At 56.7% G+C, this 24590-nt stretch carries 27 protein-coding genes; 20 read left to right on the forward strand and 7 right to left on the reverse strand.

Annotated elements, in window-relative coordinates:
• Positions 1-6: 6 nt before the first annotated feature.
• The 5 genes from HMPREF1024_RS20665 to hpxK are packed head-to-tail and all read left to right on the forward strand — an operon-like array spanning position 7 to position 4559.
• Positions 7-672: an amino acid ABC transporter permease gene (locus HMPREF1024_RS20665; RefSeq protein ID WP_004176117.1), complete on the forward strand. Its 666-nt coding sequence runs from the start codon at positions 7-9 to the stop codon at positions 670-672.
• Entirely contained in the window at positions 672-1328 is a 657-nt protein-coding gene (locus tag HMPREF1024_RS20660; protein ID WP_004176118.1) for an amino acid ABC transporter permease, read from the forward strand. The genes HMPREF1024_RS20665 and HMPREF1024_RS20660 overlap by 1 nt, the downstream gene beginning before the upstream one ends.
• Complete coding sequence (locus HMPREF1024_RS20655; protein WP_004143660.1) at positions 1309-2046, forward strand: amino acid ABC transporter ATP-binding protein; 738 nt, start codon at positions 1309-1311, stop codon at positions 2044-2046. The genes HMPREF1024_RS20660 and HMPREF1024_RS20655 overlap by 20 nt, the downstream gene beginning before the upstream one ends.
• A 15-nt stretch (positions 2047-2061) precedes the next feature.
• Positions 2062-3303: an alanine--glyoxylate aminotransferase family protein gene (locus HMPREF1024_RS20650; RefSeq protein ID WP_004224900.1), complete on the forward strand. Its 1242-nt coding sequence runs from the start codon at positions 2062-2064 to the stop codon at positions 3301-3303.
• Complete coding sequence (gene hpxK, locus HMPREF1024_RS20645) at positions 3300-4559, forward strand: allantoate amidohydrolase (RefSeq protein WP_009307838.1); 1260 nt, start codon at positions 3300-3302, stop codon at positions 4557-4559. Before HMPREF1024_RS20650 ends, hpxK begins: the two co-directional genes overlap by 4 nt.
• Before the next feature lie 32 nt (positions 4560-4591).
• On the opposite strand, the gene HMPREF1024_RS20640 is transcribed toward hpxK, so the two are convergent.
• Entirely contained in the window at positions 4592-5569 is a 978-nt protein-coding gene (locus tag HMPREF1024_RS20640) for a nitronate monooxygenase family protein (protein WP_009307839.1), read from the reverse strand.
• 174 nt (positions 5570-5743) lie between these two features.
• On the opposite strand from HMPREF1024_RS20640, the gene HMPREF1024_RS20635 reads away from it, so the two are divergent.
• Together HMPREF1024_RS20635 and HMPREF1024_RS20630 are read left to right on the forward strand one after the other, a co-directional pair.
• Entirely contained in the window at positions 5744-6634 is an 891-nt protein-coding gene (locus HMPREF1024_RS20635; protein ID WP_004218747.1) for a LysR family transcriptional regulator, read from the forward strand.
• A 64-nt stretch (positions 6635-6698) separates the two neighbouring features.
• Positions 6699-7232 (forward strand): hypothetical protein, encoded by a 534-nt coding sequence (locus tag HMPREF1024_RS20630; RefSeq protein ID WP_004179939.1) that lies wholly within the window; start codon positions 6699-6701, stop codon positions 7230-7232.
• Positions 7233-7463: 231 nt separating this feature from the next.
• Here the strand turns inward: HMPREF1024_RS20630 and HMPREF1024_RS20625 are convergent, their stop codons facing one another.
• Positions 7464-8564, reverse strand: a complete 1101-nt coding sequence (locus tag HMPREF1024_RS20625) for an NADH:flavin oxidoreductase/NADH oxidase (RefSeq protein ID WP_002905225.1) — start codon at positions 8562-8564, stop codon at positions 7464-7466.
• Between the two features lie 107 nt (positions 8565-8671).
• Positions 8672-10279, reverse strand: a complete 1608-nt coding sequence (locus HMPREF1024_RS20620) for an FAD-NAD(P)-binding protein (RefSeq protein WP_009307840.1) — start codon at positions 10277-10279, stop codon at positions 8672-8674.
• 275 nt (positions 10280-10554) lie between these two features.
• Here HMPREF1024_RS20620 and HMPREF1024_RS20615 point away from each other — a divergent pair, with 275 nt between their 5' ends.
• The gene (locus tag HMPREF1024_RS20615) at positions 10555-11787 is read left to right on the forward strand and encodes an MFS transporter (protein ID WP_004148411.1); all 1233 of its coding nucleotides are present in this window, start codon (positions 10555-10557) and stop codon (positions 11785-11787) included.
• Positions 11788-11827: 40 nt separating this feature from the next.
• Here HMPREF1024_RS20615 and HMPREF1024_RS20610 read toward each other — a convergent pair whose 3' ends face one another.
• The gene (locus HMPREF1024_RS20610; RefSeq protein WP_004224889.1) at positions 11828-12742 is read right to left on the reverse strand and encodes a DMT family transporter; all 915 of its coding nucleotides are present in this window, start codon (positions 12740-12742) and stop codon (positions 11828-11830) included.
• 200 nt (positions 12743-12942) lie between these two features.
• On the opposite strand from HMPREF1024_RS20610, the gene HMPREF1024_RS20605 reads away from it, so the two are divergent.
• Complete coding sequence (locus HMPREF1024_RS20605) at positions 12943-14043, forward strand: iron-containing redox enzyme family protein (RefSeq protein WP_004148409.1); 1101 nt, start codon at positions 12943-12945, stop codon at positions 14041-14043.
• Here the strand turns inward: HMPREF1024_RS20605 and HMPREF1024_RS20600 are convergent.
• Positions 14019-14597: a TetR/AcrR family transcriptional regulator gene (locus HMPREF1024_RS20600; protein ID WP_009307841.1), complete on the reverse strand. Its 579-nt coding sequence runs from the start codon at positions 14595-14597 to the stop codon at positions 14019-14021. The genes HMPREF1024_RS20605 and HMPREF1024_RS20600 overlap by 25 nt on opposite strands.
• 338 nt (positions 14598-14935) lie before the next feature.
• Between HMPREF1024_RS20600 and HMPREF1024_RS0125790 the strand changes: the two genes are divergently transcribed.
• Both HMPREF1024_RS0125790 and HMPREF1024_RS20595 read left to right on the forward strand, forming a co-directional pair.
• Positions 14936-15124 carry a hypothetical protein gene (locus HMPREF1024_RS0125790; RefSeq protein WP_004148407.1) on the forward strand — a complete coding sequence of 63 codons (189 nt, stop codon included), beginning with the start codon at positions 14936-14938 and terminating at the stop codon, positions 15122-15124.
• Between the two features lie 70 nt (positions 15125-15194).
• Entirely contained in the window at positions 15195-15773 is a 579-nt protein-coding gene (locus tag HMPREF1024_RS20595) for a GNAT family N-acetyltransferase (RefSeq protein ID WP_014907574.1), read from the forward strand.
• 37 nt (positions 15774-15810) lie between these two features.
• On the opposite strand, the gene oxlT is transcribed toward HMPREF1024_RS20595, so the two are convergent.
• Entirely contained in the window at positions 15811-17109 is a 1299-nt protein-coding gene (gene oxlT, locus HMPREF1024_RS20590) for an oxalate/formate MFS antiporter (protein WP_009307842.1), read from the reverse strand.
• A gap of 217 nt (positions 17110-17326) precedes the next feature.
• Here oxlT and HMPREF1024_RS0125795 point away from each other — a divergent pair, with 217 nt between their 5' ends.
• Positions 17327-17545 (forward strand): hypothetical protein, encoded by a 219-nt coding sequence (locus tag HMPREF1024_RS0125795; RefSeq protein WP_074186409.1) that lies wholly within the window; start codon positions 17327-17329, stop codon positions 17543-17545.
• Between the two features lie 110 nt (positions 17546-17655).
• Here HMPREF1024_RS0125795 and HMPREF1024_RS20585 read toward each other — a convergent pair whose 3' ends face one another.
• On the reverse strand, positions 17656-18708 hold the full coding sequence (locus tag HMPREF1024_RS20585) for a LacI family DNA-binding transcriptional regulator (protein WP_004151868.1): 1053 nt from the start codon (positions 18706-18708) through the stop codon (positions 17656-17658).
• A 217-nt stretch (positions 18709-18925) separates the two neighbouring features.
• On the opposite strand from HMPREF1024_RS20585, the gene HMPREF1024_RS20580 reads away from it, so the two are divergent.
• The 8 genes from HMPREF1024_RS20580 to HMPREF1024_RS20545 all read left to right on the forward strand — a co-directional run bounded on the left by HMPREF1024_RS20580 (position 18926) and on the right by HMPREF1024_RS20545 (position 24565).
• Positions 18926-19363 carry a PTS sugar transporter subunit IIA gene (locus HMPREF1024_RS20580; protein WP_009307843.1) on the forward strand — a complete coding sequence of 146 codons (438 nt, stop codon included), beginning with the start codon at positions 18926-18928 and terminating at the stop codon, positions 19361-19363.
• Between the two features lie 11 nt (positions 19364-19374).
• A complete protein-coding gene (locus HMPREF1024_RS20575; RefSeq protein ID WP_004176134.1) occupies positions 19375-19641 on the forward strand; it encodes a PTS sugar transporter subunit IIB in 267 nt (88 codons plus the stop codon).
• Between the two features lie 30 nt (positions 19642-19671).
• On the forward strand, positions 19672-20934 hold the full coding sequence (locus HMPREF1024_RS20570; protein WP_009307844.1) for a PTS ascorbate transporter subunit IIC: 1263 nt from the start codon (positions 19672-19674) through the stop codon (positions 20932-20934).
• A 20-nt stretch (positions 20935-20954) separates the two neighbouring features.
• Positions 20955-21635 (forward strand): D-allulose 6-phosphate 3-epimerase, encoded by a 681-nt coding sequence (gene alsE, locus HMPREF1024_RS20565; RefSeq protein ID WP_004179925.1) that lies wholly within the window; start codon positions 20955-20957, stop codon positions 21633-21635.
• 116 nt (positions 21636-21751) lie between these two features.
• A complete protein-coding gene (locus HMPREF1024_RS20560) occupies positions 21752-22222 on the forward strand; it encodes a PTS sugar transporter subunit IIA (RefSeq protein ID WP_002905131.1) in 471 nt (156 codons plus the stop codon).
• A gap of 56 nt (positions 22223-22278) precedes the next feature.
• On the forward strand, positions 22279-22590 hold the full coding sequence (locus HMPREF1024_RS20555) for a PTS fructose transporter subunit IIB (RefSeq protein WP_004176139.1): 312 nt from the start codon (positions 22279-22281) through the stop codon (positions 22588-22590).
• 42 nt (positions 22591-22632) lie between these two features.
• On the forward strand, positions 22633-23739 hold the full coding sequence (locus HMPREF1024_RS20550) for a PTS fructose transporter subunit IIC (protein WP_009307845.1): 1107 nt from the start codon (positions 22633-22635) through the stop codon (positions 23737-23739).
• Between the two features lie 205 nt (positions 23740-23944).
• The gene (locus HMPREF1024_RS20545; RefSeq protein WP_004190051.1) at positions 23945-24565 is read left to right on the forward strand and encodes a LysE family translocator; all 621 of its coding nucleotides are present in this window, start codon (positions 23945-23947) and stop codon (positions 24563-24565) included.
• Positions 24566-24590 lie beyond the last annotated feature (25 nt).

The raw sequence follows: 24590 nt of genomic DNA on the forward strand, positions 1-24590 counted from the left end.
CTGGGGATGACGGAGCAACTTCATTTCTCTGAGCTCTGGCCGCACTGGCCGGAGCTGCTGGCCGGCCTGTGGGTGACGGTGCAGTTGACGGTGCTGGCGACGATCGGCGGACTGGCGATCGGCATCCTTGGGGCGGCGATCCGCAGCGGTCGCCCGGGAATGCTCAGCCGGGTATGGGGCGGATATGTGGAAATCATCCGTAATACGCCGTTTGTGGTGCAGCTCTTTTTTATCGTCTTTGGTTTACCGAACCTCGGACTGAAGATGACCGCCGGTGAAGCGGCGCTGCTGGCGATGGTGGTTAACCTCGGCGCCTATAGCACCGAGATCGTCCGCGCCGGTATTCAGGTGACGCCGAAGGGCCAGTGGGAAGCCGGTCGCGTGCTCGGGCTTAGCCGGACGCAAACCTTCGTTCGCGTCGTATTGCCCCCGGCGCTGCAGCGGATTTACCCGGCGCTGGTCAGCCAGTGCATCATTGTGATGCTCGGCTCGTCAGTGGTGTCGCAGGTCTCCTATGAGGAGCTGACCTTCGCCGCCAACCTGATCCAGTCGCGGACATTTTTGAGCTTTGAGGTCTATCTGGTGACCACCGGGATCTACTTAGCGTTATCGATAGCGATGCGCCAGCTGCTGATGGCGGCGGGGCGTAAATGGCTGGGGGTACAGGCCTGATGACCACTTTTACTGACTGGGACATTATCCGCAACCTGCTGCTGGCCGGTCGCTGGACGGTGCTGCTGTCGCTGGTCGCGTTCACCGGCGGGGCGCTGGTGACCTTACCGTTACTGCTGCTGCGCCTCACCGGCGGACGCCAAGTGAAACGGCTGATCCGCGGGTATATTGAGCTGTTCCAGGGCACGCCGCTGCTGATGCAGCTGTTTCTGGCATTCTTTGGCGTGGCGCTGTTCGGCGTCGACGTCTCGGCGTGGACCGCCGCCTCGGTCGCCCTGACGCTCTACACCAGCGCCTTTCTGCTGGATATCTGGTTCGGCAGCATTCGCGCGCTGCCGAAAGGCCAGTGGGAAGCCTCGCGCTGTCTCGGGCTGAGCTTCGGCCAGACTCTGTACCGGGTGGTGGCGCCGCAAGCGCTGCGCATTGCCATCGCGCCGACCGTCGGGTTCGCAGTACAGGTGATCAAAGGCACGGCGCTGGCATCGATTATCGGCTTTGTGGAGCTGACCAAGGCAGGGACGATGCTGACCAACGTCACTTATCAGCCGTTTAAAGTGTTTGCCCTTGTGGCGCTGGGCTATTTCATTCTGTGCTATCCGCTGTCCCGCTACAGCCGCTATCTGGAGAACAAATTCAATGCCTCTCATCACCATTAATCAGATGCAGAAGTACTACGGCGACAACCATGTGCTGAAGGGCGTCGATCTGGATATCGACATGGGGGAAGTGATCTCGATCATCGGCCGCAGCGGCTCGGGTAAAAGCACCCTGCTGCGCTGTATCAATGGTCTGGAGGGCTACCAGGAGGGAAGCATCAAGCTCGGGGGCATGACCATCACCAACCGCGATTCCCAGGCCCGGGAGATCAGCCGCTCCATCGGCATGGTGTTCCAGAACTTTAATCTCTTTCCGCACATGACGGCGCTGGAGAACGTCATGCTGGCCCCGCGGCGGGTGCTGAAGAAGTCCCAGGCAGAATGCCGGGAGCTGGCGCAGCGGATGCTGGAGAAGGTCGGGCTCGGCGACCGTCTGGATTACTACCCGGCCAACCTCTCCGGCGGCCAACAGCAGCGCGTGGCCATTGCCCGGGCGCTGGCCATGTCGCCGAAAGTTTTACTCTGTGACGAAATCACCTCGGCGCTCGACCCGGAACTGGTGGGTGAAGTGCTGAAGGTGTTGGAGCAACTGGCGGCGGAAGGTATGACGCTGATCCTCGTCACCCATGAAATGAATTTTGCCCGCGAAGTGGGCGACCGCGTGGTGTTTATGCATCAGGGACGCGTCTGGGAGCAGGGCGACAGCAAAACGCTGTTCGCCAGCCCGCAGACCAGCGAACTGAAACAGTTTATCTCCTCGGTGCGCGGTCTTAACTAACGTAAGGAATGGCAGATGGATATCACTCAGTTTTCGCAAATTAACCCGCCGCAGCGCCTGCTGATGGGGCCGGGGCCGATCAATGCCGACCCGCGCGTGCTGCGCGCCATGTCGAGTCAGCTGGTTGGCCAGTACGATCCGGCGATGACTCACTATATGAATGAAGTCATGGCGCTTTATCGCGGCGTGTTTCGCACCGAAAATCGCTGGACGATGTTGGTCGACGGCACCTCGCGCGCCGGGATCGAAGCGATTCTGCTGTCGGCGATCCGTCCCGGTGACAAGGTGCTGGTGCCGGTGTTCGGCCGGTTTGGTCATCTGCTGTGCGAGATCGCGCGTCGCTGTCGGGCAGAAGTGCACACCATCGAGGTGCCGTGGGGCGAGGTCTTTAAACCGGATCAGGTTGAGGATGCGATCAAGCGCGTGCGGCCGCGCCTGCTGCTCACCGTGCAGGGCGATACCTCCACTACCATGCTGCAGCCGCTGGCGGAGCTGGGAGAGATTTGCCGTCGTCACGATGTGCTGTTCTATACCGACGCCACCGCGTCGCTCGGCGGTAACCCGCTGGAAACCGACGCCTGGCAGCTGGACGCCGTGTCCGCCGGGATGCAGAAGTGCCTGGGCGGTCCTTCCGGCACCTCGCCCATCACCCTCAGCCCGCGGATGGAAGAGGTCATCCGCCGCCGCCGCTGTATTGAGCAGGGGATCCGCACCGATGCCCATCACGATGGCGTCGACGAGATGATCTACTCCAACTATTTCGATCTCGGCATGGTAATGGATTACTGGGGGCCGGAGCGCCTTAACCACCATACCGAAGCGACCTCGGCGCTGTTCGCCGCCCGGGAGTGCGCGCGCCTGATCCTCCAGGAGGGACTCGACAACGGCATCGCCCGCCACAAACTGCACGGCGATGCGCTGCTGAAGGGCATCCAGGCGATGGGGCTCGAGACCTTTGGCGACCTGCGGCACAAAATGAATAACGTGCTGGGGGTGGTGATCCCCAACGGGGTCAACGGCGATCAGGTACGCAAACTGATGCTGGAAGATTTCGGCATTGAAATTGGCACCTCGTTTGGTCCGCTGCACGGTAAAGTCTGGCGCATTGGCACCATGGGCTATAACGCGCGTAAAGACTGCGTGATGCAGACGCTCAGCGCGCTGGAAGCGGTCCTGAACTACCTCAGGTTCACCACCACCCAGGGCGCGGCAATGCAGGCGGCCTGGGATCACTATCGCACCGAGGCCATCCTATGAGTGACACCGTCCGCCAGCAGGCGGAGAGAGAGGCGGCCGCCAGCCGGGTGATGGCGCGTGCCGATCGGCTGGCCGCCCTCAGCGAAACCGCCGATGCCCTGACCCGGGTCTATCTGTCACCCGAGCATCTGCAGGCCAACCAGCTGGTGGGCCAGTGGATGCAGGCTGCCGGCATGATGGTGTGGCAGGACAGCGTCGGCAACATCTGCGGACGCTATGAAGGGCAACAGGAGGGGGCGCCGGCGGTGCTGCTGGGCTCTCATCTTGATACCGTGCGCAACGCCGGACGCTACGACGGCATGCTCGGCGTGCTGGCGGCGATTGAGGTGGTCCAGCGTTTGCACCAGCAGGGGCGACGGCTGGCAAAGGCAATCGAGATCGTCGGCTTTGGCGATGAAGAGGGTACCCGCTTTGGCATCACCCTGCTCGGCAGCCGCGGCGTCACCGGCACCTGGCCTGAAAGCTGGCTGTCACAGTGCGATGCTGATGGAGTGAGCGTCGCCCAGGCGCTGGTGAATGCCGGACTCGATCCGGCGCGGATCGCCCACGCCGCCCGTCACCCGCGGGATATCGCTGCCTATCTGGAACTACATATCGAGCAGGGGCCGTGCCTGGAGCAGGCGGGGCTGGCGCTCGGCGTGGTGGAGGCAATTAACGGCGCCAGACGGCTGAACTGCCGCTTTACCGGCGAAGCTGGCCATGCCGGCACGGTGCCGATGCAACATCGCAAGGACGCCCTCGCCGCGGCGGCGGAATGGATGATGCAGGTGGAAAACCTGACCCGGCAGCACGGCGGTAACCTGGTGGCGACGGTCGGCACCCTGCGCTGTGCGCCGGGCGCGGTAAACGTGATACCGGGCGAGGTGCAGCTGACGCTGGATATTCGCGGCCCGCATGATGCGCCGCTGACGGCGCTGCTGGATGAGCTGCTGGGCGAGGCGCAGGCCATTGCCGGGCGTCGCCAGCTGCGTTTCGCCGCCGAGGAGTATTATCGCATCGCCGCCACCGCCTGCGACAGTCACCTGCAGGCGGTGCTGAGCGAGGCGGTGGTGGCGGTGCAGGGCCGTTCGCTGACGCTGCCGAGCGGCGCAGGGCATGACGCCATCGCCATCGCCGAGCGCTGGCCATCGGCGATGCTGTTTGTGCGTTGCCTGGGGGGCGTCAGCCATCACCCGGCGGAGTCGGTCACCGCCGCCGACGTCGGGCTGGCTATCGACGCGTTCTCCCGGGCGGTAGAGAAGGTGGCTGACGCCTGATCGCGCCGGTTACCGTGCCCCGGCTGGCGGCTTCATACCGCCAGCTGGTTGACCACCTCGGCGACGGAGGTGATGGCATGGATGTTGCCGATCCCCGCGCCCACCGAGATATATCCGTCATCAGTATTCCCCTCCAGCATGCCCAGCCGCATCCCGCGCAGCCCGCCCATCGCCTGGGCCAGCTCGGCTTTTGAGGCGCCGGCCCGGTCCATGGCTACCAGTGTGTCGCTCAGTTTGCCGGGCAGCGCGCGGTAGTAGTCCGGCAGGGTACGGAACAGGCGCAGATCCAGACCGTTGGCGGCCACAATTTTCGCTTTCACCGAGTCGGGAACCCGGCTTTCGATGGTGCTGATAAATACCGAACCGGCGAAGACGCCCTCCGCCCCCAGGGCATGAACGGCGCGCGCGCCCCGGGCGTCGGTGATCCCTCCGGCGGCCATCACCGGAACCCGCTGTACCGCGTCAACGATCAGCGGGACGATGGTGAAGGTCCCGAGGGCGGTACCCGGCAGCGTGCCGCCTTCGTCAAAGCCGGTGGCGACAATAATATCCGCTCCGGCCTGCTCCGCGCGGCGGCTGTTCTCCGGCGTCGGGTTGATGTCACGATAGATAATGGTGATCCCGGCGGCTTTCAGTTCGTCGAACAGCGCCGGTTTTAACGAACCGTCGCCGTAGCCGGTGTAGACCACCACCTTAACCCCTTCCTCTTTGATCACCGGGAGGATCGCCGGCGTCCAGATGTCATTTTCCGCCGTCGGGATCAGGTTGACGCCAAAGGGTTTCTCCGTCAGCTGTTTGGTTTTGCGGATCTCTTCGCGCATTTTCTCGGCGGTGGCCTCCGGGGTGGAGACGGCGGTTGCCGCCGTCAGTCCGGCGTTCGGGCCCAGCACGCCAAGCCCACCGGCGTTGCCGACGGCCGCCACCAGACGAGCATCGGTTAGCCAGGAGAGGGGCCCCTGGACCACCGGTTTTTCAATACCCAGAATGCGGGCGACGCGGTTAGGTTGCATGCTATTTTTCCTTGTATGTTAATAAGTTATAAATTTGTTCGCCCCAGCGATGCGGCAATGAGGGCAGTGTAGGCGTCTTTATTGTTTTAAAAAATGAGCAAAAACTTTCATCACTGTTATTAAATTAGTAATAATGTGAACTGATGAAGAGGTGGGAGGCGGGTCATCATGCAAATGAATCTGTTTGAAAATATTAAAATTTTTATTGAAATCGTCGATGCCGGCAGCTTTGCCCAGGCGGCGGAAAATTTGCAGATCCACCGACCGGCGGTGACCAAAGCACTGCAGCAGCTGGAGCAGGAGAGCGGGGTCCGGCTGCTGCAGCGCACCACCCGGCGTCTGTATCTTACGCCGGAGGGGGAAGAGTTTTATCGTCGCAGCAAACCGTTGCTCTCCCAGGCCGACGATCTGCTAGAGTCGTTCGCGCCGGACCGGCCGATCCGCGGTCAGCTGCGCGTTGATATGCCGATCGCCTTTGCCCGGCTGCTGGTGATCCCGCATCTGCCGGATTTTTATCAGGCCCATCCGGAGGTGGAGATTGTCCTCAGCAGCTCCGACGTACGCCGGGATATGCTGCGCGATGGTCTGGATTGCCTGCTGCGGGTGGGGGATCTTGAGGATGGCGACTATGTGGCGCGTTCGCTGGGGGAGGTGGCGTTAACCACCTGCGCCAGTCCGGGCTATCTGGCGCGCTATGGGGCGCCCGCGACGCTGGAGGACCTGCAGTCGCATCTGGCGGTGAACTGGGTGAACAGCAGCAGCCGGCAGATTATGCCCTGGCGATTCCAGACCCCGGAGGGCATCAGGCAGATCGCCATTCCCGGTAAACTGGTGCTGGACAACTCTGAAGTCTTTACTGCTGCCGGGCTGGCGGGGCTGGGGATGCTGCAGGGGATGCGTTTCTTTTTGCAACCTTATATCGACAGCGGGCAACTGGTGGAAGTTTTGCCGGACTTTCCGGCGCCGCGTCGACCGTTGTCGCTGCTCTATCCGCACCGGCATCTCTCGCATAAGGTTCGGGTCTTTGCCGACTGGCTGCAGGGGCTGGTAGCGACCCTGGACTGACAATCGGCGCTGTCGCCTTGACTCTATCGGCTGAGCGTTTATATATAAAATGTGAATGCTATTAATGCAACGAATCACAAAGCTGGATAACGACTTAACCTGTAAGGGAATGCTGATGAAACTCTGGAATAAAACACTACTCGCTTCCGCCCTGTGCCTGACCCTGTTTGGCTGCGACGATGCGTCGAAAGTTGATAACAAACTGGATAAGGCTAAAGATAATGCGGAGCAGATGAAGGATGCCGCGGCGGATAAAGCGCAGGCAATTAAACAGGATGCGGATAAGCAAATCGATACGCTGAAAAGCCAGGCTGACGCCGAGGCCGATCGCCTGAAGGATCAGGCCAGCGCCATCAAGGCCGAGGCGGACAAGAAGGCGGACGCCATCGCCCAGCAGGCGAAAGCCCAGGCCGATGCGGTGAAGCAGAACGCAAAGCAGGAAAGTGACCGCATAGTCAAAGAGGCGGGTCAGATCAAAGACAACGCCATCGGTGACGCCAATCAGCTCTCGGCTGAAGCGGCGAGCAAAACCAAAGCCATCCAGGACAGTATCGCGAAGGATAAACAGAACGCCGCGCCGCCTGCCGCACAGCAGTAACTCGCGGTGTTTGCCTGACCCGCCGCCCGGAAATATAGGGAGCGGAGCCTGATAGATTGCCCGGCGGCGCTGCGCTTGCGCTGCCTACGCAGGAGCGCGTTGGCTGCGCAATGACCGGGTATCACCCTTTTGTAGGCCGGGCAAGGCGTCGCCGCCGCCCGGCACATGGACCGCAATAACATCCTGCTCAGGGGTATCTTACGATACCCCTTTTTTATGCCCGCCGTGGGTTCAACGGTTTGGCAGCAGGGTGCCTTTCAGGCCGTGCGGCTCCGAGCGCAAATACTGCGACGGCACACGGACCTGGGCGCCAAGGCTGGCCGCAGCGTGCCACGGCCAGTGCGGATCGTAGAGTACCGCGCGGGCGAGGGCGATCAGGTCGGCATCGCCATTCTCCAGCGCCGCTTCCGCCTGCTGCGGGTCGGTGATCAGCCCCACGCCAATCACCGGGATGGCTACCTGCTGGCGAATATCGCGGGCGAAAGGCAACTGGTATCCCGGCCCAACGGTGATCGCCTGCTGCGGCGACAAACCGCCGCTGGAGACGTGAATATAGTCACTGCCCAGCGTTTCCAGCTGCTGGCTAAACTTAATGGACTGCTCGCAGTCCCAGCCGCCTTCGACCCAGTCGGTAGCCGACAGCCTGACGCCCACCGCCATGGTGTTGCCCACTGCCTCGCGGATCGCCTTAAAGACTTCCAGCGGATAGCGCATTCGGTTCTCCAGCGAACCGCCGTACTCGTCGCGGCGCTGGTTGCTGAGCGGCGAGAGAAACTGGTGCAGCAGATAGCCGTGGGCGGCGTGCAGTTCAATCAGCTCAAAGCCCAGCCGCTGGGCGCGCAGCGCGCTGGCGACGAAGGCCGCTTTGATGCGCGCCAGATCGGCATGGCTCAGTTCAGCGGGAGCGCGATCGCCATCGTGAAACGCCACGGCGGAAGGGGCGACGGTCTGCCAGCCACCATCGTTGAGCGCCAGCTGATGGCCTCCCTGCCACGGGGCGGCGCAGGATGCCTTGCGTCCGGCATGACCCAGCTGGATCCCCAGACGGATCGGCGACCAGGCCCGAATATCTTCGACTACGCCGCGCAGGGCGTTTTCGGTTTCATCATCCCACAGCCCCAGATCCCCCGGGGAGATACGCCCCGCAGGCTCTACCGCCGTGGCTTCCAGAATTAACAGGCCGGCGCCGGAGAAAGCCAGTTGGCCAAGATGGATCCGGTGCCAGGAGGTCGCCTTACCCTCGTCGGCGGAGTACTGACACATCGGGGCGATAACGATACGGTTATCAAGGGTGAGTTGACCAATTCGCGTCGCGCTAAAAAGATGACTCATGAATACCTCGTAAATGTTAAACGTGGTCGTGCAGGGGACGGACAGTTGCTGTTTATAGCACGCCTGTTCACCCCCCCAGTATTCGGATATTGCGCTTAAGCGCTCCGCTATTCGATATACCAGAGACGGCGCCGTCGGCCGGCGGCCTGCTGCGACACGGCGCGGGCCATTGCGCTGCCAATCTCGGCGCTGGCCGTCAGCCCCTGCACAAAGGGGCGATCGTGCATCAGCCAGGGAAGGGCGCCGAAGGCGACCCGACCGCGCACTGTCTCCGGCGCCTGCAGCGTGTAGTCATCACCAACGTCCGGAATGTCGTCGCCGCAGGCCAGCAGCTGCTGGCGCAGTGAAGGGAAGGGCAGATCCCGGGTTTTCAGCGCTTTTTGTCCGCGGGCATCGATAAAGACATCGAATTCGCAGCGCTGACGATGATGAACAATCAGCGTCCGGTCAGGCTCCCGCTGCAGCTCATAATCTTCGCCCAGCGTCAGGATCCGCAGAATGCCGGCCCGGTGCAGGGCCAGCAGCCGACGTATGGACTCCGGCGGAATGGCGGCGTAGTTATCGATAAATACCCGGGCGAGGCCCTGGCGGAAGCGACGGCTGTCCGCGTCGTTGAACTGCGGCACCACGGTTTCAATCGCCTCATGCAGGCGCAGAATGGCATAGCGCCAGGGCACCGTGTGGTGTTCGCGCTTATTGCGCTCCACCTCCTGCAGATTGCGCTGCGCCCACTGAAAGGGTTCGTGGGTGAGGCGGTCGGCAAACCAGGCGTCGGCGATACTGTCAGGCGTCAGCTGACGAAGCCCGATCGCCTCGCTCCAGTCGGGGGCGGCATATTCCAGCTCTTTAACGATCAGCTCAAAAATCCGATCTAACAGAGCGTCGCTACCCTCCGCAATGGCCGCTTCGAGGGCGGCGGGAGTGGCAATCTCCAGCGGCTCCCACGGGATCGGGCAGTAAAAATCGGCCTCCGGCAGCACGCCGTGGCGTGACATCAGGGTGATCTCCAGCGCTTCGCTGCCTGGATGGAGGGAAAAATGGGTCGTTTTGTCGTCCTCGGTATGGAAAACGCCGTGGCGGGCCACTACCGCCACGGCGGCATCAATCGCGCTTAATGAAGTCCCAAGGATCCCCACCCGGCAGGGGGCAATGCGGGCCTCCATCAGGCCGGTCCACGGGCTGGGGAAGTACTGTCGGCTGGCGCGCTCTTCTTCAGGCCACAGATGGCCGGTGGCAATCGCCACCAGGTCGACGATTACCGGGTCTGCTGCACTATCGGTGTGGATGGCGATCCCGGTGGACTGAACCGCAATATCCGTGACTTCACAGGATTCACAAACGCTAATCACAAAGCCGACGTCCCGGGCCCGCTCAACGAGGTAAAGAAAACGGTCGCGATAGTATTCGCCGAGGATAACCCGCGGCAGAAACTGGCGCTCATGCAGGGCGTGCCGTTCAAGCCCGCGCGCCGCCAGCCAGTCATCGCTTTGCTGCTGCAGCCATTGCAGGTAGGTCAGGTCGATGGGGGGGATCTCAATGCTGGCAATATTGGCCAGCATTTGCGCCGCGGTATTATCGTCACTGTAGGGCATACCCACCCCGGCCTGCGCCTCTTTTTCAAACAAGGTGATGGCCAGCGGCTCACCGCGCTTCACCAGTTCATAAAAGGTGTAAATCCCCGTCGGCCCCACGCCGACGATGGCAATTCTCTTCATGATTCTCTCCCTTCCTGTGGGCAGATGCGGCATTGATGACGCTTCGCTTAAGCGAACCTGGTTTTAATTCTGGTCGAAAATTACCGAACCGGTGAGGGGAACACGCAATTTGAAACAAATTAGCATGCTAATAAACTTGCCGATTGTCGTAAAAGGGGTGTAATTAACAAAAGAGCAACTTTCTATACAAACAATTTACACAAGCGGTAACCCCAGCTCGCTCTGCTGGACGCCGCGCACACTCCCGGCAATGCCGTCGGGATAGGGATGACAAGATGCACGGCTGGACCTCACGACAGCGTAATGCGGCGATAGCCAGTTTTTTAAGCTGGACGCTCGATGCTTTCGACTTTTTCCTGTTAGTTTTTTTACTGAGCGATATCGCCCACTCGTTTCATGTCGACCTTGAGGAGGTCACCCTGGCGATTCTGCTGACTCTGGCCGTGCGGCCCGTCGGCGCGCTAATTTTCGGCAGGGCGGCGGAGAAGTTTGGTCGCAAACCAATCCTGATGCTCAACATTGTGTTCTTCTCGGCTTTTGAGCTGCTCTCCGCCGCCGCGCCGTCGTTGATGCTGTTTTTCCTGCTGCGGGTGCTGTACGGCGTGGCGATGGGCGGGATCTGGGGCGTGGCCTCTTCGCTGGCGATGGAGACGATCCCCGACCGCTCGCGCGGCCTGATGTCCGGCCTGTTCCAGGCGGGATACCCCTTCGGCTATTTGCTGGCGGCCGTCGCCTATGGGCTGCTGTTTGAACAACTCGGCTGGCGCGGGATGTTTGTCATTGGCGCCGCGCCGGTGCTTCTGCTGCCGTTTATCTATTTCTGCGTCGAGGAGTCTCCGGTTTGGCAGGCGGCCAGGCAGAATAAAGAGAGTACGGCCCTGCTGCCGGTACTGCGTAGCCACTGGAAGCTGTGCCTGTACCTGGTGGTGCTGATGGCGGCTTTCAACTTCTTCTCCCACGGGACGCAGGATCTTTACCCGGTCTTTTTGAAAGTTCAGCACGGCTTCGAGCCTAAAACGGTCAGCATCATCGCGGTCTGCTATAACATCGCCTCGATCATTGGTGGAGTGTTCTTCGGTTCGCTGTCGGAGAAGATTGGCCGACGCAAAGCGATTATGATTGCCGCCCTGCTGGCGCTGCCGGTCATTCCACTGTGGGCTTTCGCCAGCGGCTCGCTGGCGCTGGGGGCGGGGGCGTTCCTGATGCAGTTTATGGTCCAGGGGGCCTGGGGGGTGATCCCCACCTGGCTCAATGAACTGGTCCCGGCCAACACCCGGGCGGTGCTTCCCGGCTTCGTCTACCAGCTGGGTAATTTGCTGGCTTCGGTGAATGCCACTCTCCAGGCATCAATCGCCCAGCATCATGGGCATAACTACGGCCTGGCAATGGCCCTGGTGGCCGGGACGGTGGCGATTGTCATTACCGTCCTGACCTTTTTTGGTCGCGAAGGCCGGGTGATCCAATCCGCAGGAGCGGGACATCACCAGCCGCTCTCCACCAGCCGTTAACATTTGTGACCGGGCGTGGCCAGGCGCCCGGTCGCATACATTAGTCACGCAGACGAATAGACGCCGCCTGGCGTTTCTCCAGCGAGCAGATCCCAATCCCCACCATGATGAACAGCGCGCTAAACAGATGCCAGGCCTGCGGTTGAGTATGCAGGAACAGGATGCTCAACACCCCGCCGGAGAGGGGGATGATGTGGGTGTAAATTTCGCCCCGCGTGGCGCCAATGGTGGCGATACCTTTGTTCCAGAACAAATAGGCCAGCCACGATGGGAAAATTACCAGATACGCCAGGCCGCTGAGGAAAAACGGCTCGCGCCAGGCTGCCCAGTCCTGCGCCGGGTGGCGCATCAGCCAGAAGATGACGATTGGCACCAGGATCAGGGCGCCGAGCAGCGAGCTGACGGCGACAAAGCCATTCGCCGGGATACGGCGGTCCTTCAGACGTAACAGCGAACAGTAGAGCGCCCAGCTCAGCGCCGACCCCATCGCCCACAGGTCGCCGATGGCAAAGGTGTGCAGAGAGGCGGCGTGCAGCGGATTTCCCTGAAATAAGAGGATCATCACGCCGAGGGTGCTAAAAGCCACTCCAAGCCAGTTACGCCCTGATACCGGATCGCGGAAAAACAGTCGGTTAATCAACAGTACCATGCTCGGCGTGGCGGACATATAGATGGCGGCGTTGAGCGCGGAGGTGGTTTGCAGGCCAATATAGAGCGTGAGCGGGAAACTGACCTGGCCGCAGAGGGTTAGCACCACCACCGCTGGCGCGTTTGCCCGCAGCAGGTGGCGACTGCCGGCGATTTGCCGTCGGTAGAGCAGGCCCAGCAGCAGCGCCGTCAGCGCCCAGCGCGCTTCGGTCATCAGGATCGGATCCACGCCCTGCACCAGCACGTGCCCGACAACATAATTCCCGCCCCAGAACAGAGCCGCCAGCGTCAGTAACAGATAAGGCATGATGATTCCTTGTGTCGTTTGTCACTGTACTGAATGGTAATGTTATTGTTTTTATAATATCAATAATATTTTAGTGGTTTTATTGTATTCATTTAAATTCTTTAATAAACAGTAAATTGAAAGCGCGTGTGAAATTCACGTTGCCGCATCATGGACGGTACTATACCGTATAGTAGCCATGTATTTCACAGGGATAAATCATGCGTAACACAGATAATGGGGTGATTGGAAGCGACCAGACCGCGGTGATGGCCAGGCTGGCGCTGGATGAGTTAATTGACCAGCTTCTGCACAGCAACGCGCTGTCGCTGAAGCTGACGGCCAACCCGCTGGTGGCCGACAGAGCCTGGCATCTCACTGAGAATACCTGCATCCGCGCCTTCTCCGCTGACGATCCACAGGCCAAAAAGCGTGCGCACCACGCGCTGTTCATTCTTTATCAGTCCTGGCTTGCCGACCCGCTCTCGCCAGCGGCTGCCAATCAGTTTCATCCGCTGCTTTCCGGGATCAGAAATTACATCGAGTCTGAGTGGCTGCGGGCGGAAAGCAAACGCTTCCACCACCAGAGACCAATGCTTAACGCCGGCAATATCGTCGACGAACTGCGCGCCTTATGCCAGCAGCACCCGGCGTCTCATCATCCGCTGTTCGATTTCCTTGCCAGCGAGGCCTCTGCGGCGCAAATCGACTATTTCTTCAAAAGCGACAGCGCCCTCAATCTGCTTTTCTTCGATCTGGTGGCGATGGGGCTGGTGGGCTCGCTGCCGGAAACCCGCGCTGAGATTGCGCAAAATCTGTGGGATGAGATAGGCCAGGGCAGCACCGAGATCACCCACGTTAATCTGTATAAGGATTTACTGAAGCGGCGAAATATCGCCTTACCGGACAATCATTTTGCCCATTTGTACGAGTGGCAGGGGCTGGCCGGGTATAACGCCTTTATGCTGGGCGGCGTAAACCGTCAGCATTACTACAAATCGCTGGGCGTGATGGCGATGACCGAGCTGCTCGACCCGCCGCAGTATGAAAAACTGGTGGCGGGCTGTCGGCGGATTGGGCTTTCCGAGCGCGACGTGCATTACTATGCCGAACATATCACGGTCGACATCGGTCATGCGGATGGCTGGCTGAACAATGTGATTGTGCCGATTGGCAAAAAACATCCGGCGGCGATGGAGGAGGTCTTCTTTGGCGCCGCGCTGCGTCTGCAAACCTGCAACGATTACTATGATGGTCTGCTGGCGGCCCTGCAGTCGCTGGGCGGCAGCTTATCATCTCACAGCGTACCGCCTTCTGAGTAAATAAGCGCTTTGGCCGCGCTCCAGGCGGTCATCCCTGGCGGGACCTCCCGGCATTCGGCGGACTCGGCCTGCTGGGCGGCGATGGCGCCATCGATGAGCATCACCATCATCATGGCCACCCGCTCGGCAGGTTCCGGTTTTAACACCTGCAGGAGGATATCGCGGAAGAACTGCCAGAGGAGCGACTTAAATCGGGAGCATTGCTCCCGGATCGCCGGCGATGACGCGCCATATTCAAACAGCGCGCGGGTAAACATGCAGCCGTGGAACGTTTCGCAGGTAAACCAGCGATGGTAGTAGTCGAACACGGCGAACAGCTTTTCCCGCGCGCTGGGTTTATCCGCGGTGATCTGCGCCAGATCCTGCATAAATTCGCTCTCTTTCTGCTTGAGGATAGCCAGAATGAGCGCCTCTTTATCGGCGTAATAGCGGTAGAAGGTCATTTTGGAGATGCCGGCATGTTCAGCAATCCGCTCGATGCTGGGCGACTGATATCCTTCGCGATTAAACAGCGTGCTGGCGTGGCGGAGAATGTCCGCTTGTTTTGGCTTCATGCGTTTTCCTGTCGAATGGTTCGCTGTCACGATTGCCGGTGACACGGCCGTCCTGCGACAGCGGTGCATTATGCCGGATCTTGCCGCCAGACGGGCAAAAAGTAAATCAGCCGCGGTTTATGCGGCGTCGGTTCCCCCAATAAAAACAAGATTGCGTAGACATACACAAGTCATGTCCTTATGTTTCTGAACCGGCGTATTATTCGGACCTTTATACACATAAGCTGTGAATGATGTACTTTCTGATAGGCATTATTTCTGAAGTCTGAGACGGTTACAGCAGGACAGGCATCGAATGAGGGTATTACAGACATCATTACCAGGATGATCCGATAACTATGATGAATCTTATTAAAAGATTGCTGCGAAGAATATTCAGGTCGTTAATTTCATCTTATGGCCCTGCTGTACTGACCATCCTCTTCGCCGTGGCGCAAGGGCTCTTTTTTCCAGAGACGCCTCTCTGGCTTGTTCCCCTGTTTTTCGTATTTGTTATTGTAATGTTTTATCGGTTTGTGAAATTTTAATATCGAAATTTAACTTTATATTAAATTGACAAGGAAGTGCGATGGCTGGGTTGAGGCTGCGCAGGTTAAGATGGCCCCGCCATTGCCCGTCTCATTAAGAAGAAGAGAAGAGATGAAATTACCCCTGACCACGCCCCGGCTGCTGCTGCGCCGGTTCAGAACGGAAGATCTGCCGTCTTTCAGCCATTATCGCAATCTGCCGGAGGTGGCCCGCTTTCAGAGCTGGACCCACTACGGCATGACAGAGGCGACAGCCTTCTATGAACAACAGCGTTCGCAGGCCTTTGCTGAGGATGAGAGCTGGTTCCAGCTTGCCGTAGAGATTCAGGCCAACGGTGCGCTGGCGGGAGATGTGGGGATCCACTTCTTAGATCACGGCAGACAAGCCGAGCTGGGGATGACCTTTTCCCCTGCGTATCAGCATCAGGGGTATGCCCGGGAAGCCATGCGGGCGGTGATGGCCTTACTCTTTGAACAGTTAGCCCACCACCGGCTGACAGCGGTGGTAGACACCCGCAATACCGGCGCGATCAAACTCCTGGAAGGGCTGGGCTTTCGTCGCGAGGCGCATTACCGGCAGAATATCTTTTTTAAAGGCGAGTGGGGCGATGAGTACCTGTACGCGCTGTTGCGTAGCGAATATCAGTGAAGTGACGGGCGAGCCGTCACTTCTGCCCGGCGGACGATTAGCTATGCTGGCGGATAAAGCGCGCGCGCCACGGTTTTAGCACCCACAGCGCGAGGGCGGCGGTGACAAAATCAAGGCCAATCGCGCAGCTGAAGACCACATGCCAGCCGTGAGTGTACTGATAGAGCAGTGCCGCCAGCGGACCGCCAAAGATTGACCCGATGCCCTGCGAAATATACAGCCAGCCATAGTTGCTGGCGGCATGTTCGCTGCCGAACGTATCGGTGAGCGTCGACGGGAAGAGCGAGAAGATCTCCCCCCAGCCAAAGAAAACCACCCCGGAGAGCAGGACAAACAGCAGCGGATCTTCCCGGCACGCCAGCCAGAGCATCATCGCCACCCCCTCCAGCGCAAAGGCGATAAACATGGTTTGCTCGCGGCCGAAGCGGTCGGAAATAAACCCAAACAGCGGCCGGGTTAAGCCGTTGGTAAAGCGGTCTATCGTTAACGCCAGCGGCAGCGCCGCCATGCCAAACACCACCGCCTGGCTAATGCCGAAATCCTCGGCGAACACCGCCATCTGCGAAGTGACCATCAGCCCGGAAGTCGACATCATCGCCATCATGGCGAACATCAGCCAGAACAGCGGCTGGCGCAGCATTTCCCGGGAAGTAAACGATCTGCTGCTCTGCGCCACCGTCTGACTGACGGGCTGGGAGACAGCTGGGGGCGGCAGCTTCAGCCCCTGACTGGCGAGGAAGCCGACGAGGGCGAAAAGGATCCCGAAAGTCGTCAGCGTGTGTTCAAGGCCGTTAGTGGTCAGCGACAGGGAGATGGGGAAAGTGGTTATGATGGCCCCCATCCCGTAGCCCGCCGCCACCGCGCCGGCGGCGAATCCCCGCTGTTGTGGGAACCATTTGACCATTAGGCCGACAACGCCGATGTAGACGATCCCGGTCCCGAGGCCGCCCATGCAGCCATAAACCAGCCAGAGCGTTGCCAGGCCATTCACCTGCGCGGAAAGCACCCAGCTCATTCCCGCCATCACCGTGCCAATAGCGATCAGCCGCCGCGGGCCAAATTTTTCCACTAACCGTCCCTGAAAAGGGGAAAAGAAGGTCTGCAGGATGATCAGCAGCGAGAAGGTGACTTGCAATTCTGGCAGACCGACGCCAAGTTTGGCGGCCAGGGGTTTTGTCAACAGCGTCCAGACATATTGCGGACTGGAGATGGCGGCCATACAGATCAGGCCCAGCACCAGCTGGCGCCACTTGCCATATTTCGGGGTAACCAACGGTTCGCTGAGTGTCGTCATGTTGTTCTCCGTTTTCAGTAAGCAGGCTTCCGTGAAACGCATCCACCCTGGATGCCTCACAGAAAGGGGAAGGTTGCGACCGCAGACTGGCGACCTGTTTTGGCCATATGGCATACGTTCTTGTCCACATTGCGGTATACAAGCGAAGAGCATTAAACGTGCCATATAAAATAATTTTTTATATTCAACTGGTTAATGTAATGAGGGCATGTCTGACGGGGGGGCGGCATGGTGAATGTGCGGCACCAGGGCGGTGCAAATGAATTATCGCGGTGCGCTTTACCTGCTAACTGGCGTAGGAGACATCGTATATCCTGGACTGGCGCTAGACGGACTTCAGTGCAAAGCCGCCCAGGCGGGTCGAGGCTACAAAATCACCGCCTGGGGCGGCTGGCAAGATAAACGGGAAATGAGGCTGGCGGTTTACCCGCTTAGTAGCGAAAAAACGCTACTGTCCCGACTATTTTTTGCTTTATGAGCTGGGCATTTATTGTATGGACTCTCGCAGAGAGACATTCTTCCTGGTAGAAACCCTGGCTACCACACACAGATACTAGATAGGGGAAGCCTTATCGCCCTATATTAAACTCATGCCGCGGTACTGGCCCGGACTTTGAGCACTGACGGAATTTCAATGAACTTTTCACCAGGCTTATCGTTAAGCAGTTCGAGAAGGGCTTTACCGGCTTTCACCCCAATGTCATGCCAGGGAAACTCAACGGTTGTCAGGGCAGGGGAACAGACTGTCGATAACACTCCTCCGCCTAAACTCGCAATGGCTACGGTATTGGGCACCTTGATGCCGGCACTGTGGCAGGCCATCATACATCCACAGGCCATTTCATCCGACGTGCAAATTAACGCATCCAGATCGCCCCAGGTAATCATCATATCCTTGAATATATTGACGCCTGTGGCGATGGTGGATGGCAAATGAGTGGTTACCACCCGGTGCGGGGAGCGGTTCAGAGCGAGCATCGCCGTATTCCAACCGCTCAGCAACTGGCGAAACATTGTGTTATTAGCCGGGGTACAGAGCAGTGCGATGTTTTTTAATGAGGCGTCGGCCAGATGAGTCACGATCTGTTTTACGGCCTTACCGTAATCCACGCCGATGCACATACCCACAGGGTGGGTATTTAGCGCGCCAATTTCCAGAATAGGAACATCCACGTTGGCCAGCAACTGGGTGCAGCTCTCAATGGTATCGATATTGAACTGAATAATGGCCGCCGGGTTATAGGCGAGCATTTTTTCAAACGTCTTTTGTTCACTTTGACCGTCATGCCCGGATTCCATAAACATCATGGTATATCCGCGTTCGGTCAGCACTTTTTGCAGCGCTTCAGAGACCGGCAAAAAACCCGGCGAAGAGAAGGTGGGAACGACGGCGAGAATAAGATCGGAATGGACCGACGCCAGATTACGTGCCTGCAGATTAGGGACATAGCCGAGTTGACTGACGGCCGCATCGATGCGATCGCGAAGCTCAGGATTCACTTTTTCAGGCATTCTCAGCGCTCGCGAGACGGTCATGGCGCTCACACCGACAAACTCAGCCACCTCGGTCAGGGTTATCTTACCCGTTCCTTTACGTCGTTTTTCTTTCGGGCTACCGTCCGCGTCTAAACTCTTCACCAAAATCACCAACCGTTTGAAAAATAAAATATAACGAAAGTATATCTGCGAATCGCATTATAACTTACCACAGCGAGGGGGAAAGCACATTATAGCCAGTGTTAGCGGTAACGCACTTTTTAACATTTTTCTTTGTTAGCGCTAACTTTGGGAGGTGTATCACAGTTGCATTTTATTTAGCTGTTTATAGTGCAGCACATAGACCCCCTCGGGAGAGATTATGATCAGAGACTGGTTAACCCCGGATAAAATTAAAGTCATTAACTCAATAGATAGCTGGGAAAATGCCGTTCGACTTGCAGCAGAACCCTTGCTGATGCAAGGGTATATAGCCGGGTCGTATATTGAGGCGATTTTGCAAAGCCATAAAGAGCTTGGGCCCTATTACGTATTAGCTCCCGGCTTGGTGATGCCTCATGCCCGTCCTGAACAGGGGGTATTAAGAAATGGATTATCGCTTCTTCATATTAAAGAAGGGGTGTCGTTCGGCTCGAAAGAGAACGATCCGATATACGTGGTAATCATGCTATGCGCTCGTTCCGGGAATGAACATATCACGATGATCGGTGAACTGGCTGAAATCTTTAGCGATCAGCAAAAGTTACACCGATTGTTAAATGCCGATGATAGCAAGGCGATTCAGGCCGTTATTGACTGAAGGAAAACAGAATGAAAAAAGTGCTTATCGTGTGCGGTAATGGTTTAGGCAGCAGCTTCATCGTTGAAATGAATGTCAAAAAGATCCTTGCCGAAATGAATAAAGAAGCTGAAGTCGCACATACCGATCTGACGTCGGCAAAAAGCGAAACTGCCGATCTTATTCTCAGCGCCAAAGACATTGCAGAACATCTTAGCAGTCACTCTGCAAAGGTCGTTGGATTAAGTAATTTACTTGATAACAATAAAATTAAAGAAATTTTAGCAGAAAACATTTAAGCAACGGCTATCTGATTCGTGGAGTTTAACATGCTTCATTTTCTTATTTATGATGTGCTAGGAACACCGGCGATACTGGTTGGTTTATTTTCACTGATCGGTCTGCTGTTGCAAAAAAAAGGAATTTCAGACGTTATTTCAGGCACGCTGAAAACCATCATGGGTTTTGTCATATTGACCGCCGGCGCCGGTATTATAGCCTATACGTTAACCATCTTTAGCCAGTTATTTGAACATTCTTTCCATATTCAGGGCGTGGTGCCCAACACTGATGCCATGGCCGCTCTGGCGCAGAAGAATTACGGCACGGAAACCGCCACCATTATGGTATTGGGCATGCTGATCAATATCGCCCTGGCGCGTCTAACGCCATTAAAGTACATCTTTCTGACCGGACATCATACGCTTTATATGGCTGCGATGCTGGCGGTTATCCTGTCTGTAGGGGGCTTGTCAGGGGGATGGGTGGTGGCCATCGGGGCGGTTATTCTCGGTGCGATGATGGTCATCTCCCCGGCTATCTTGCAGCCGTTTACCCGTAAAATTACCAATACCGACGATCTGGCTCTCGGCCATTTTGGCTCTATTGGTTATCTGCTTTCCGCGCTGGTGGGCAAAGTCGTCGGGAAAGGTAGCCCCTCGATTGAAGAAATTAAAGTGCCTAAGTCACTCAATTTTCTTCGCGACTCGTCGGTGGCCATCTCTCTCACTATGATGATTCTGTTTCTGGTGCTGGTGCTCGTTGCGGGCAAATCCTTTGTCGAGGAGACCCTGAGCGCTGGTCAGAACTTTATTATCTTCGCCATTATTCAGTCCCTCACGTTTGCTGCAGGAGTTTATATCATCCTCGCCGGGGTTCGGATGGTGATTGCCGAGATCGTCCCGGCGTTTAAAGGGATTGCAGACAAACTGGTTAAAGACGCGAAGCCGGCGCTGGACTGTCCGACGGTGTTTCCCTTCGCTCCGAATGCCGTTATCGTCGGCTTCCTCGCAAGCTTTGTCGCAGGGCTGGTCAGTATGTTCCTCTGCCCGCTGTTCGGCTTGAGCGTCATCGTCCCGGGCCTGGTTCCCCACTTTTTCTGCGGGGCCACGGCGGGGGTTTACGGCAACATTACCGGCGGACGTCGCGGGGCGGTGGTAGGGGCTTTTGCTCACGGTCTGCTCATTTCGTTCCTGCCTGCCATTCTCTTGCCCATGATGGGGGATATGGGACTGGGCTCCACAACCTTTGGAGACGCAGACTTTGGCGTTGTCGGCATCGTGCTGGGTCATATCATCGCAATGTTTAACTAACTATTTATCGGAGGTGGTTTATGAGCGCTAAATTTTCACCGTCACTGATGTGCATGGATTTAACGCAGTTCAAAGAGCAGATCACGGCAATGAATAAAAAAGCGGATTTTTACCATGTTGATATAATGGATGGCAATTACGTCCGCAATATCACACTGTCTCCCTTTTTTATTGAGAATCTGAAAAAAATTACTACTGTGCCCATTGATGTTCATCTGATGGTGAATCATCCGGAAGATATCATTCCCATGTGTCTCGAGGCCGGCGCCGATATCATCAGCTTTCATCCCGAGACGGCGAATAACAAAATATTCCGCCTGCTGAATCAGATCAAGGATGCGGGCAAAAAGTGCGGGGTGGTGCTGAACCCGGCGACACCGGCAGAAAGCATTGCCGAATATGCGCATCTGCTGGATAAAGTGACGGTCATGTCGGTTGACCCTGGCTATGCCGGACAAAAGTTTATTCCTGAGTCGCTGAACAAGATTAGAAAGCTCATCAACATGCGCAAAAATAATGGCTATCACTATCTGACGGAAATTGATGGCTCTTGCAATGAGAAAACCTTCGGTCAGATTGCTGAATCCGGGGTAGATGTCTTTATCGTCGGCACATCGGGTCTGTTTTCGCTCCATGAGGATGTCAGCCAGGCGTGGGACAGAATGATCGAGATCTTCCAGCGGGAAACTGTCGCTGCATAACGGGTTATTTCTCTTCGAACCACAGTGTGTATTTGAATAAGCCTTAAAAGATCTGCATCACGCCAGCGATGCTGGTTTGTTATTTAACGACCACTCTATATGAATGCGGGTGAATCATGGATATTTCGACAGTGCTTAATGTTAAAAACATCAAGTTAAATATGACCGCCAGAACCAAAGAAGAGGTGATAGAAGAACTCACCGATTTACTTATCCAGGATGGCGCCGTCACCAATAAGGAAGACTTTATTCGTGATGTCTGGTTACGCGAGGAGCTAGGCTCTACCGGCTTTGAAAACCATATCGCTATTCCACATGGTAAATCTTCCGGTGTTTCCCGTACCGCATTAGCCATCGGACGCACGCAACATGCCATTCCCTGGGAGACCATGGATGGCAGCGACGTCCGCTGTGTTATTTTATTTGCGGTTTGCCTGGTGGATCAAAATGCCACCCATATTCGCCTGTTGGCACAAGTGTCTGGGTCACTGGCGGATGAAGACATTATCGCTAAATTACTTGTTGAATCTGATCCACATAAAATCATTGCGCTTTTCAATTCAGAAACTGAAAACGCCGATGCTTAATACCAACTTGCTAATATCGATTTGTAATTTATTAAATTAATTAACGGAGAAACATTATGAATATTGTCGGCGTTACCGCCTGCACGGTGGGGATTGCACATACCTATATTGCGCAAAAGAAAATTGAAACTGCGGCTAAAAAAGCCGGACATAACGTTAAAATCGAGACGCAAGGAACCATCGGCATTGAGAACCCGTTAACCGCTGATGAGATTGCTGCGGCAGATATTGTCCTGCTTGCTGCCGATGTCAAAGTAACGGGCGAGGAGAGATTTGCCGGCAAGAAAGTCGTTAAAGTCGCGACGGAAACGGCAGTCAAATCCCCCAATAAGTTGATTGAAAAACTCAGTGAAATAGTCAATTCATAATTTTATTTCGGCCTGGCGACTCTACATTAAAGGGCGTGACTTATGTCTCTAAAACAAATATGGCAAGCAGCAAACCCTAAAGGACATCTGCTGACCGCTATCTCGTTTCTGATCCCCATTGTCTGTGGCTCTGGGTTTATTATCGCCATCGGCATGGGGCTTGGCGGAACGGTGCAGGACACGTTAACTCCGGGACAATTTGATGTATGGCAGGCGATGGCCACCCTGGGCGCCAAGGCGCTTGGGCTGTTGCCGGTGGTGATTGCCGTGGGAATATCTGGCTCGATCGCCGGCAAACCAGGCATCGCGCCAGGATTTGTCGTCGGCCTGGCGGCGAATACCATCAGCGCAGGCTTTATCGGTGGGATGATTGGTGGCTATATTGCGGGGTATATTGCGCTGGCGATCATTAAAAACGTCAAGGTGCCTGACTGGGCCCGCGGGTTGATGCCGACGCTGATCGTTCCCTTTTTTGCCTCCATTATCAGCTGCCTGATTATGGTCTATATCATCGGTACGCCTATCGGTATCTTTACGGAAGCGCTTACGTCTTTCCTGAGAAGCATGGGCACGTCGTCGAATTTGGTGTTAGGCGCAGTTATAGGCGCATTGTGTATTGTTGACTTTGGCGGCCCGCTAAATAAGACATGCTTTGCTTTCGTGCTGACCCTGCAGGCGCAGGGGATAAATGAACCCATTACCGCACTTCAGTTAGTTAACACCGCTACGCCTATCGGATTTGGCCTGGCTTTCTTTATTGCCAAACTGCTGCGTAAAACTATCTATAACCGTGAAGAAGTGGAAACCTTAAAATCAGCGGTTCCGATGGGGATTGTGAATATCGTTGAGGGTTCTATTCCGATCGTCATGAATGATATTGTGCGCGGTATCGCGGCGGCGGCTATCGGCGGCGCGTGCGGCGGGGCGGTCACCATGGTCTATGGTGCGGATGCGACGGTTCCTTTTGGCGGAGTATTGATGATCCCCACGATGTCACATCCGATGGCAGGCATCATGGCCCTGCTGGTGAATATCGTTGTTACCGCCACGGTCTATGCCGTCATCAAAAAAGATATCCCTCGCGACGTGATTGTTGATAATGATTACGAAGAAGAGGATATCGACCTGGATGATATTAAAGTGAGCTAACGTATCCCAGGGTTATTTTAAATCAACATTAAGCTCTTCCTGTAAGAACATCAGCCCATGACTAAGCATTACTTAGTCATGGGCTACCCTTTGCATCTGCCATCCCCGAAGTAAAATGGAGCAGGGTAAGCAGAAGATCAGGGGAAATAATTTTATTGCAAAAATGTGAACCCTTCAGTAGCCTTGTCTCTTTCGGAGACAGGAAATGCTCGTCACTGATTCACTTCTTGCATACACCCTCGCTGCCACACTGCTTACTCTTACACCAGGTCTCGATACCGCGCTCATCCTGCGCACGGCGACCGCTGAAGGTGGACGCAAAGCCTTGCATGCCGCGTTAGGCATTGATCTCGGATGCTTTATTTGGGGCGCCGTGGTGGCCTTTGGCTTAGGGGCGCTGCTGGCGGTTTCTGAGTTGGCTTATACCTTGTTGAAATGGTGCGGAGCGGGCTACCTTTGCTGGCTGGGCATCCAGTTGCTTCTGCGCCCGCGCCAGCAATTTAACACCACTCCGGCAGAATCCACTACCACCAGTAACTGGTTTCTGCGTGGGATGCTGGGGAATGTGCTTAATCCCAAAATGGGTGTTTTCTACGTTTCGTTTTTACCTCAGTTTATCCCCGCCGGGCATTCACCCGTGAGCTGGACTTTTCTCCTGGTCGCTATCCATGTATTGATAGGGACGCTGTGGTCGTTAACGCTGATTACCGCCACTCGCTATGCCGCCGGCATCCTGAAAAAACCGGCCGTAGTGAAATGGATGGACCGAACGACCGGCTGCCTGTTTCTGTTGTTTGCCGCGAAGCTGGCCATGAGTCGGCGGTAGTCACGCAGGGGCGTATGCCCCTGTT

It is taken from the genome of Klebsiella sp. 4_1_44FAA, from assembly GCF_000238715.1.
In the GTDB taxonomy this organism is placed as follows: Bacteria; Pseudomonadota; Gammaproteobacteria; order Enterobacterales; family Enterobacteriaceae; genus Klebsiella; species Klebsiella pneumoniae.

Excerpts from the sequence above, each read along its gene's own strand:
- HMPREF1024_RS20665 (WP_004176117.1), top strand. The coding sequence starts at position 7 with ATGACGGAGCAACTTCATTTCTCTGAGCTCTGGCCGCACTGGCCGGAG.
- HMPREF1024_RS20660 (WP_004176118.1), top strand. The coding sequence starts at position 672 with ATGACCACTTTTACTGACTGGGACATTATCCGCAACCTGCTGCTGGCC.
- HMPREF1024_RS20655 (WP_004143660.1), top strand. The coding sequence starts at position 1,309 with ATGCCTCTCATCACCATTAATCAGATGCAGAAGTACTACGGCGACAAC.
- HMPREF1024_RS20650 (WP_004224900.1), top strand. The coding sequence starts at position 2,062 with ATGGATATCACTCAGTTTTCGCAAATTAACCCGCCGCAGCGCCTGCTG.
- hpxK (WP_009307838.1), top strand. The coding sequence starts at position 3,300 with ATGAGTGACACCGTCCGCCAGCAGGCGGAGAGAGAGGCGGCCGCCAGC.
- HMPREF1024_RS20640 (WP_009307839.1), bottom strand. The coding sequence starts at position 5,569 with ATGCAACCTAACCGCGTCGCCCGCATTCTGGGTATTGAAAAACCGGTG.
- HMPREF1024_RS20635 (WP_004218747.1), top strand. The coding sequence starts at position 5,744 with ATGAATCTGTTTGAAAATATTAAAATTTTTATTGAAATCGTCGATGCC.
- HMPREF1024_RS20630 (WP_004179939.1), top strand. The coding sequence starts at position 6,699 with ATGCAACGAATCACAAAGCTGGATAACGACTTAACCTGTAAGGGAATG.
- HMPREF1024_RS20625 (WP_002905225.1), bottom strand. The coding sequence starts at position 8,564 with ATGAGTCATCTTTTTAGCGCGACGCGAATTGGTCAACTCACCCTTGAT.
- HMPREF1024_RS20620 (WP_009307840.1), bottom strand. The coding sequence starts at position 10,279 with ATGAAGAGAATTGCCATCGTCGGCGTGGGGCCGACGGGGATTTACACC.
- HMPREF1024_RS20615 (WP_004148411.1), top strand. The coding sequence starts at position 10,555 with ATGCACGGCTGGACCTCACGACAGCGTAATGCGGCGATAGCCAGTTTT.
- HMPREF1024_RS20610 (WP_004224889.1), bottom strand. The coding sequence starts at position 12,742 with ATGCCTTATCTGTTACTGACGCTGGCGGCTCTGTTCTGGGGCGGGAAT.
- HMPREF1024_RS20605 (WP_004148409.1), top strand. The coding sequence starts at position 12,943 with ATGCGTAACACAGATAATGGGGTGATTGGAAGCGACCAGACCGCGGTG.
- HMPREF1024_RS20600 (WP_009307841.1), bottom strand. The coding sequence starts at position 14,597 with ATGAAGCCAAAACAAGCGGACATTCTCCGCCACGCCAGCACGCTGTTT.
- HMPREF1024_RS0125790 (WP_004148407.1), top strand. The coding sequence starts at position 14,936 with ATGATGAATCTTATTAAAAGATTGCTGCGAAGAATATTCAGGTCGTTA.
- HMPREF1024_RS20595 (WP_014907574.1), top strand. The coding sequence starts at position 15,195 with ATGGCCCCGCCATTGCCCGTCTCATTAAGAAGAAGAGAAGAGATGAAA.
- oxlT (WP_009307842.1), bottom strand. The coding sequence starts at position 17,109 with ATGCGTTTCACGGAAGCCTGCTTACTGAAAACGGAGAACAACATGACG.
- HMPREF1024_RS0125795 (WP_074186409.1), top strand. The coding sequence starts at position 17,327 with ATGAATTATCGCGGTGCGCTTTACCTGCTAACTGGCGTAGGAGACATC.
- HMPREF1024_RS20580 (WP_009307843.1), top strand. The coding sequence starts at position 18,926 with ATGATCAGAGACTGGTTAACCCCGGATAAAATTAAAGTCATTAACTCA.
- HMPREF1024_RS20575 (WP_004176134.1), top strand. The coding sequence starts at position 19,375 with ATGAAAAAAGTGCTTATCGTGTGCGGTAATGGTTTAGGCAGCAGCTTC.
- HMPREF1024_RS20570 (WP_009307844.1), top strand. The coding sequence starts at position 19,672 with ATGCTTCATTTTCTTATTTATGATGTGCTAGGAACACCGGCGATACTG.
- alsE (WP_004179925.1), top strand. The coding sequence starts at position 20,955 with ATGAGCGCTAAATTTTCACCGTCACTGATGTGCATGGATTTAACGCAG.
- HMPREF1024_RS20560 (WP_002905131.1), top strand. The coding sequence starts at position 21,752 with ATGGATATTTCGACAGTGCTTAATGTTAAAAACATCAAGTTAAATATG.
- HMPREF1024_RS20555 (WP_004176139.1), top strand. The coding sequence starts at position 22,279 with ATGAATATTGTCGGCGTTACCGCCTGCACGGTGGGGATTGCACATACC.
- HMPREF1024_RS20550 (WP_009307845.1), top strand. The coding sequence starts at position 22,633 with ATGTCTCTAAAACAAATATGGCAAGCAGCAAACCCTAAAGGACATCTG.
- HMPREF1024_RS20545 (WP_004190051.1), top strand. The coding sequence starts at position 23,945 with ATGCTCGTCACTGATTCACTTCTTGCATACACCCTCGCTGCCACACTG.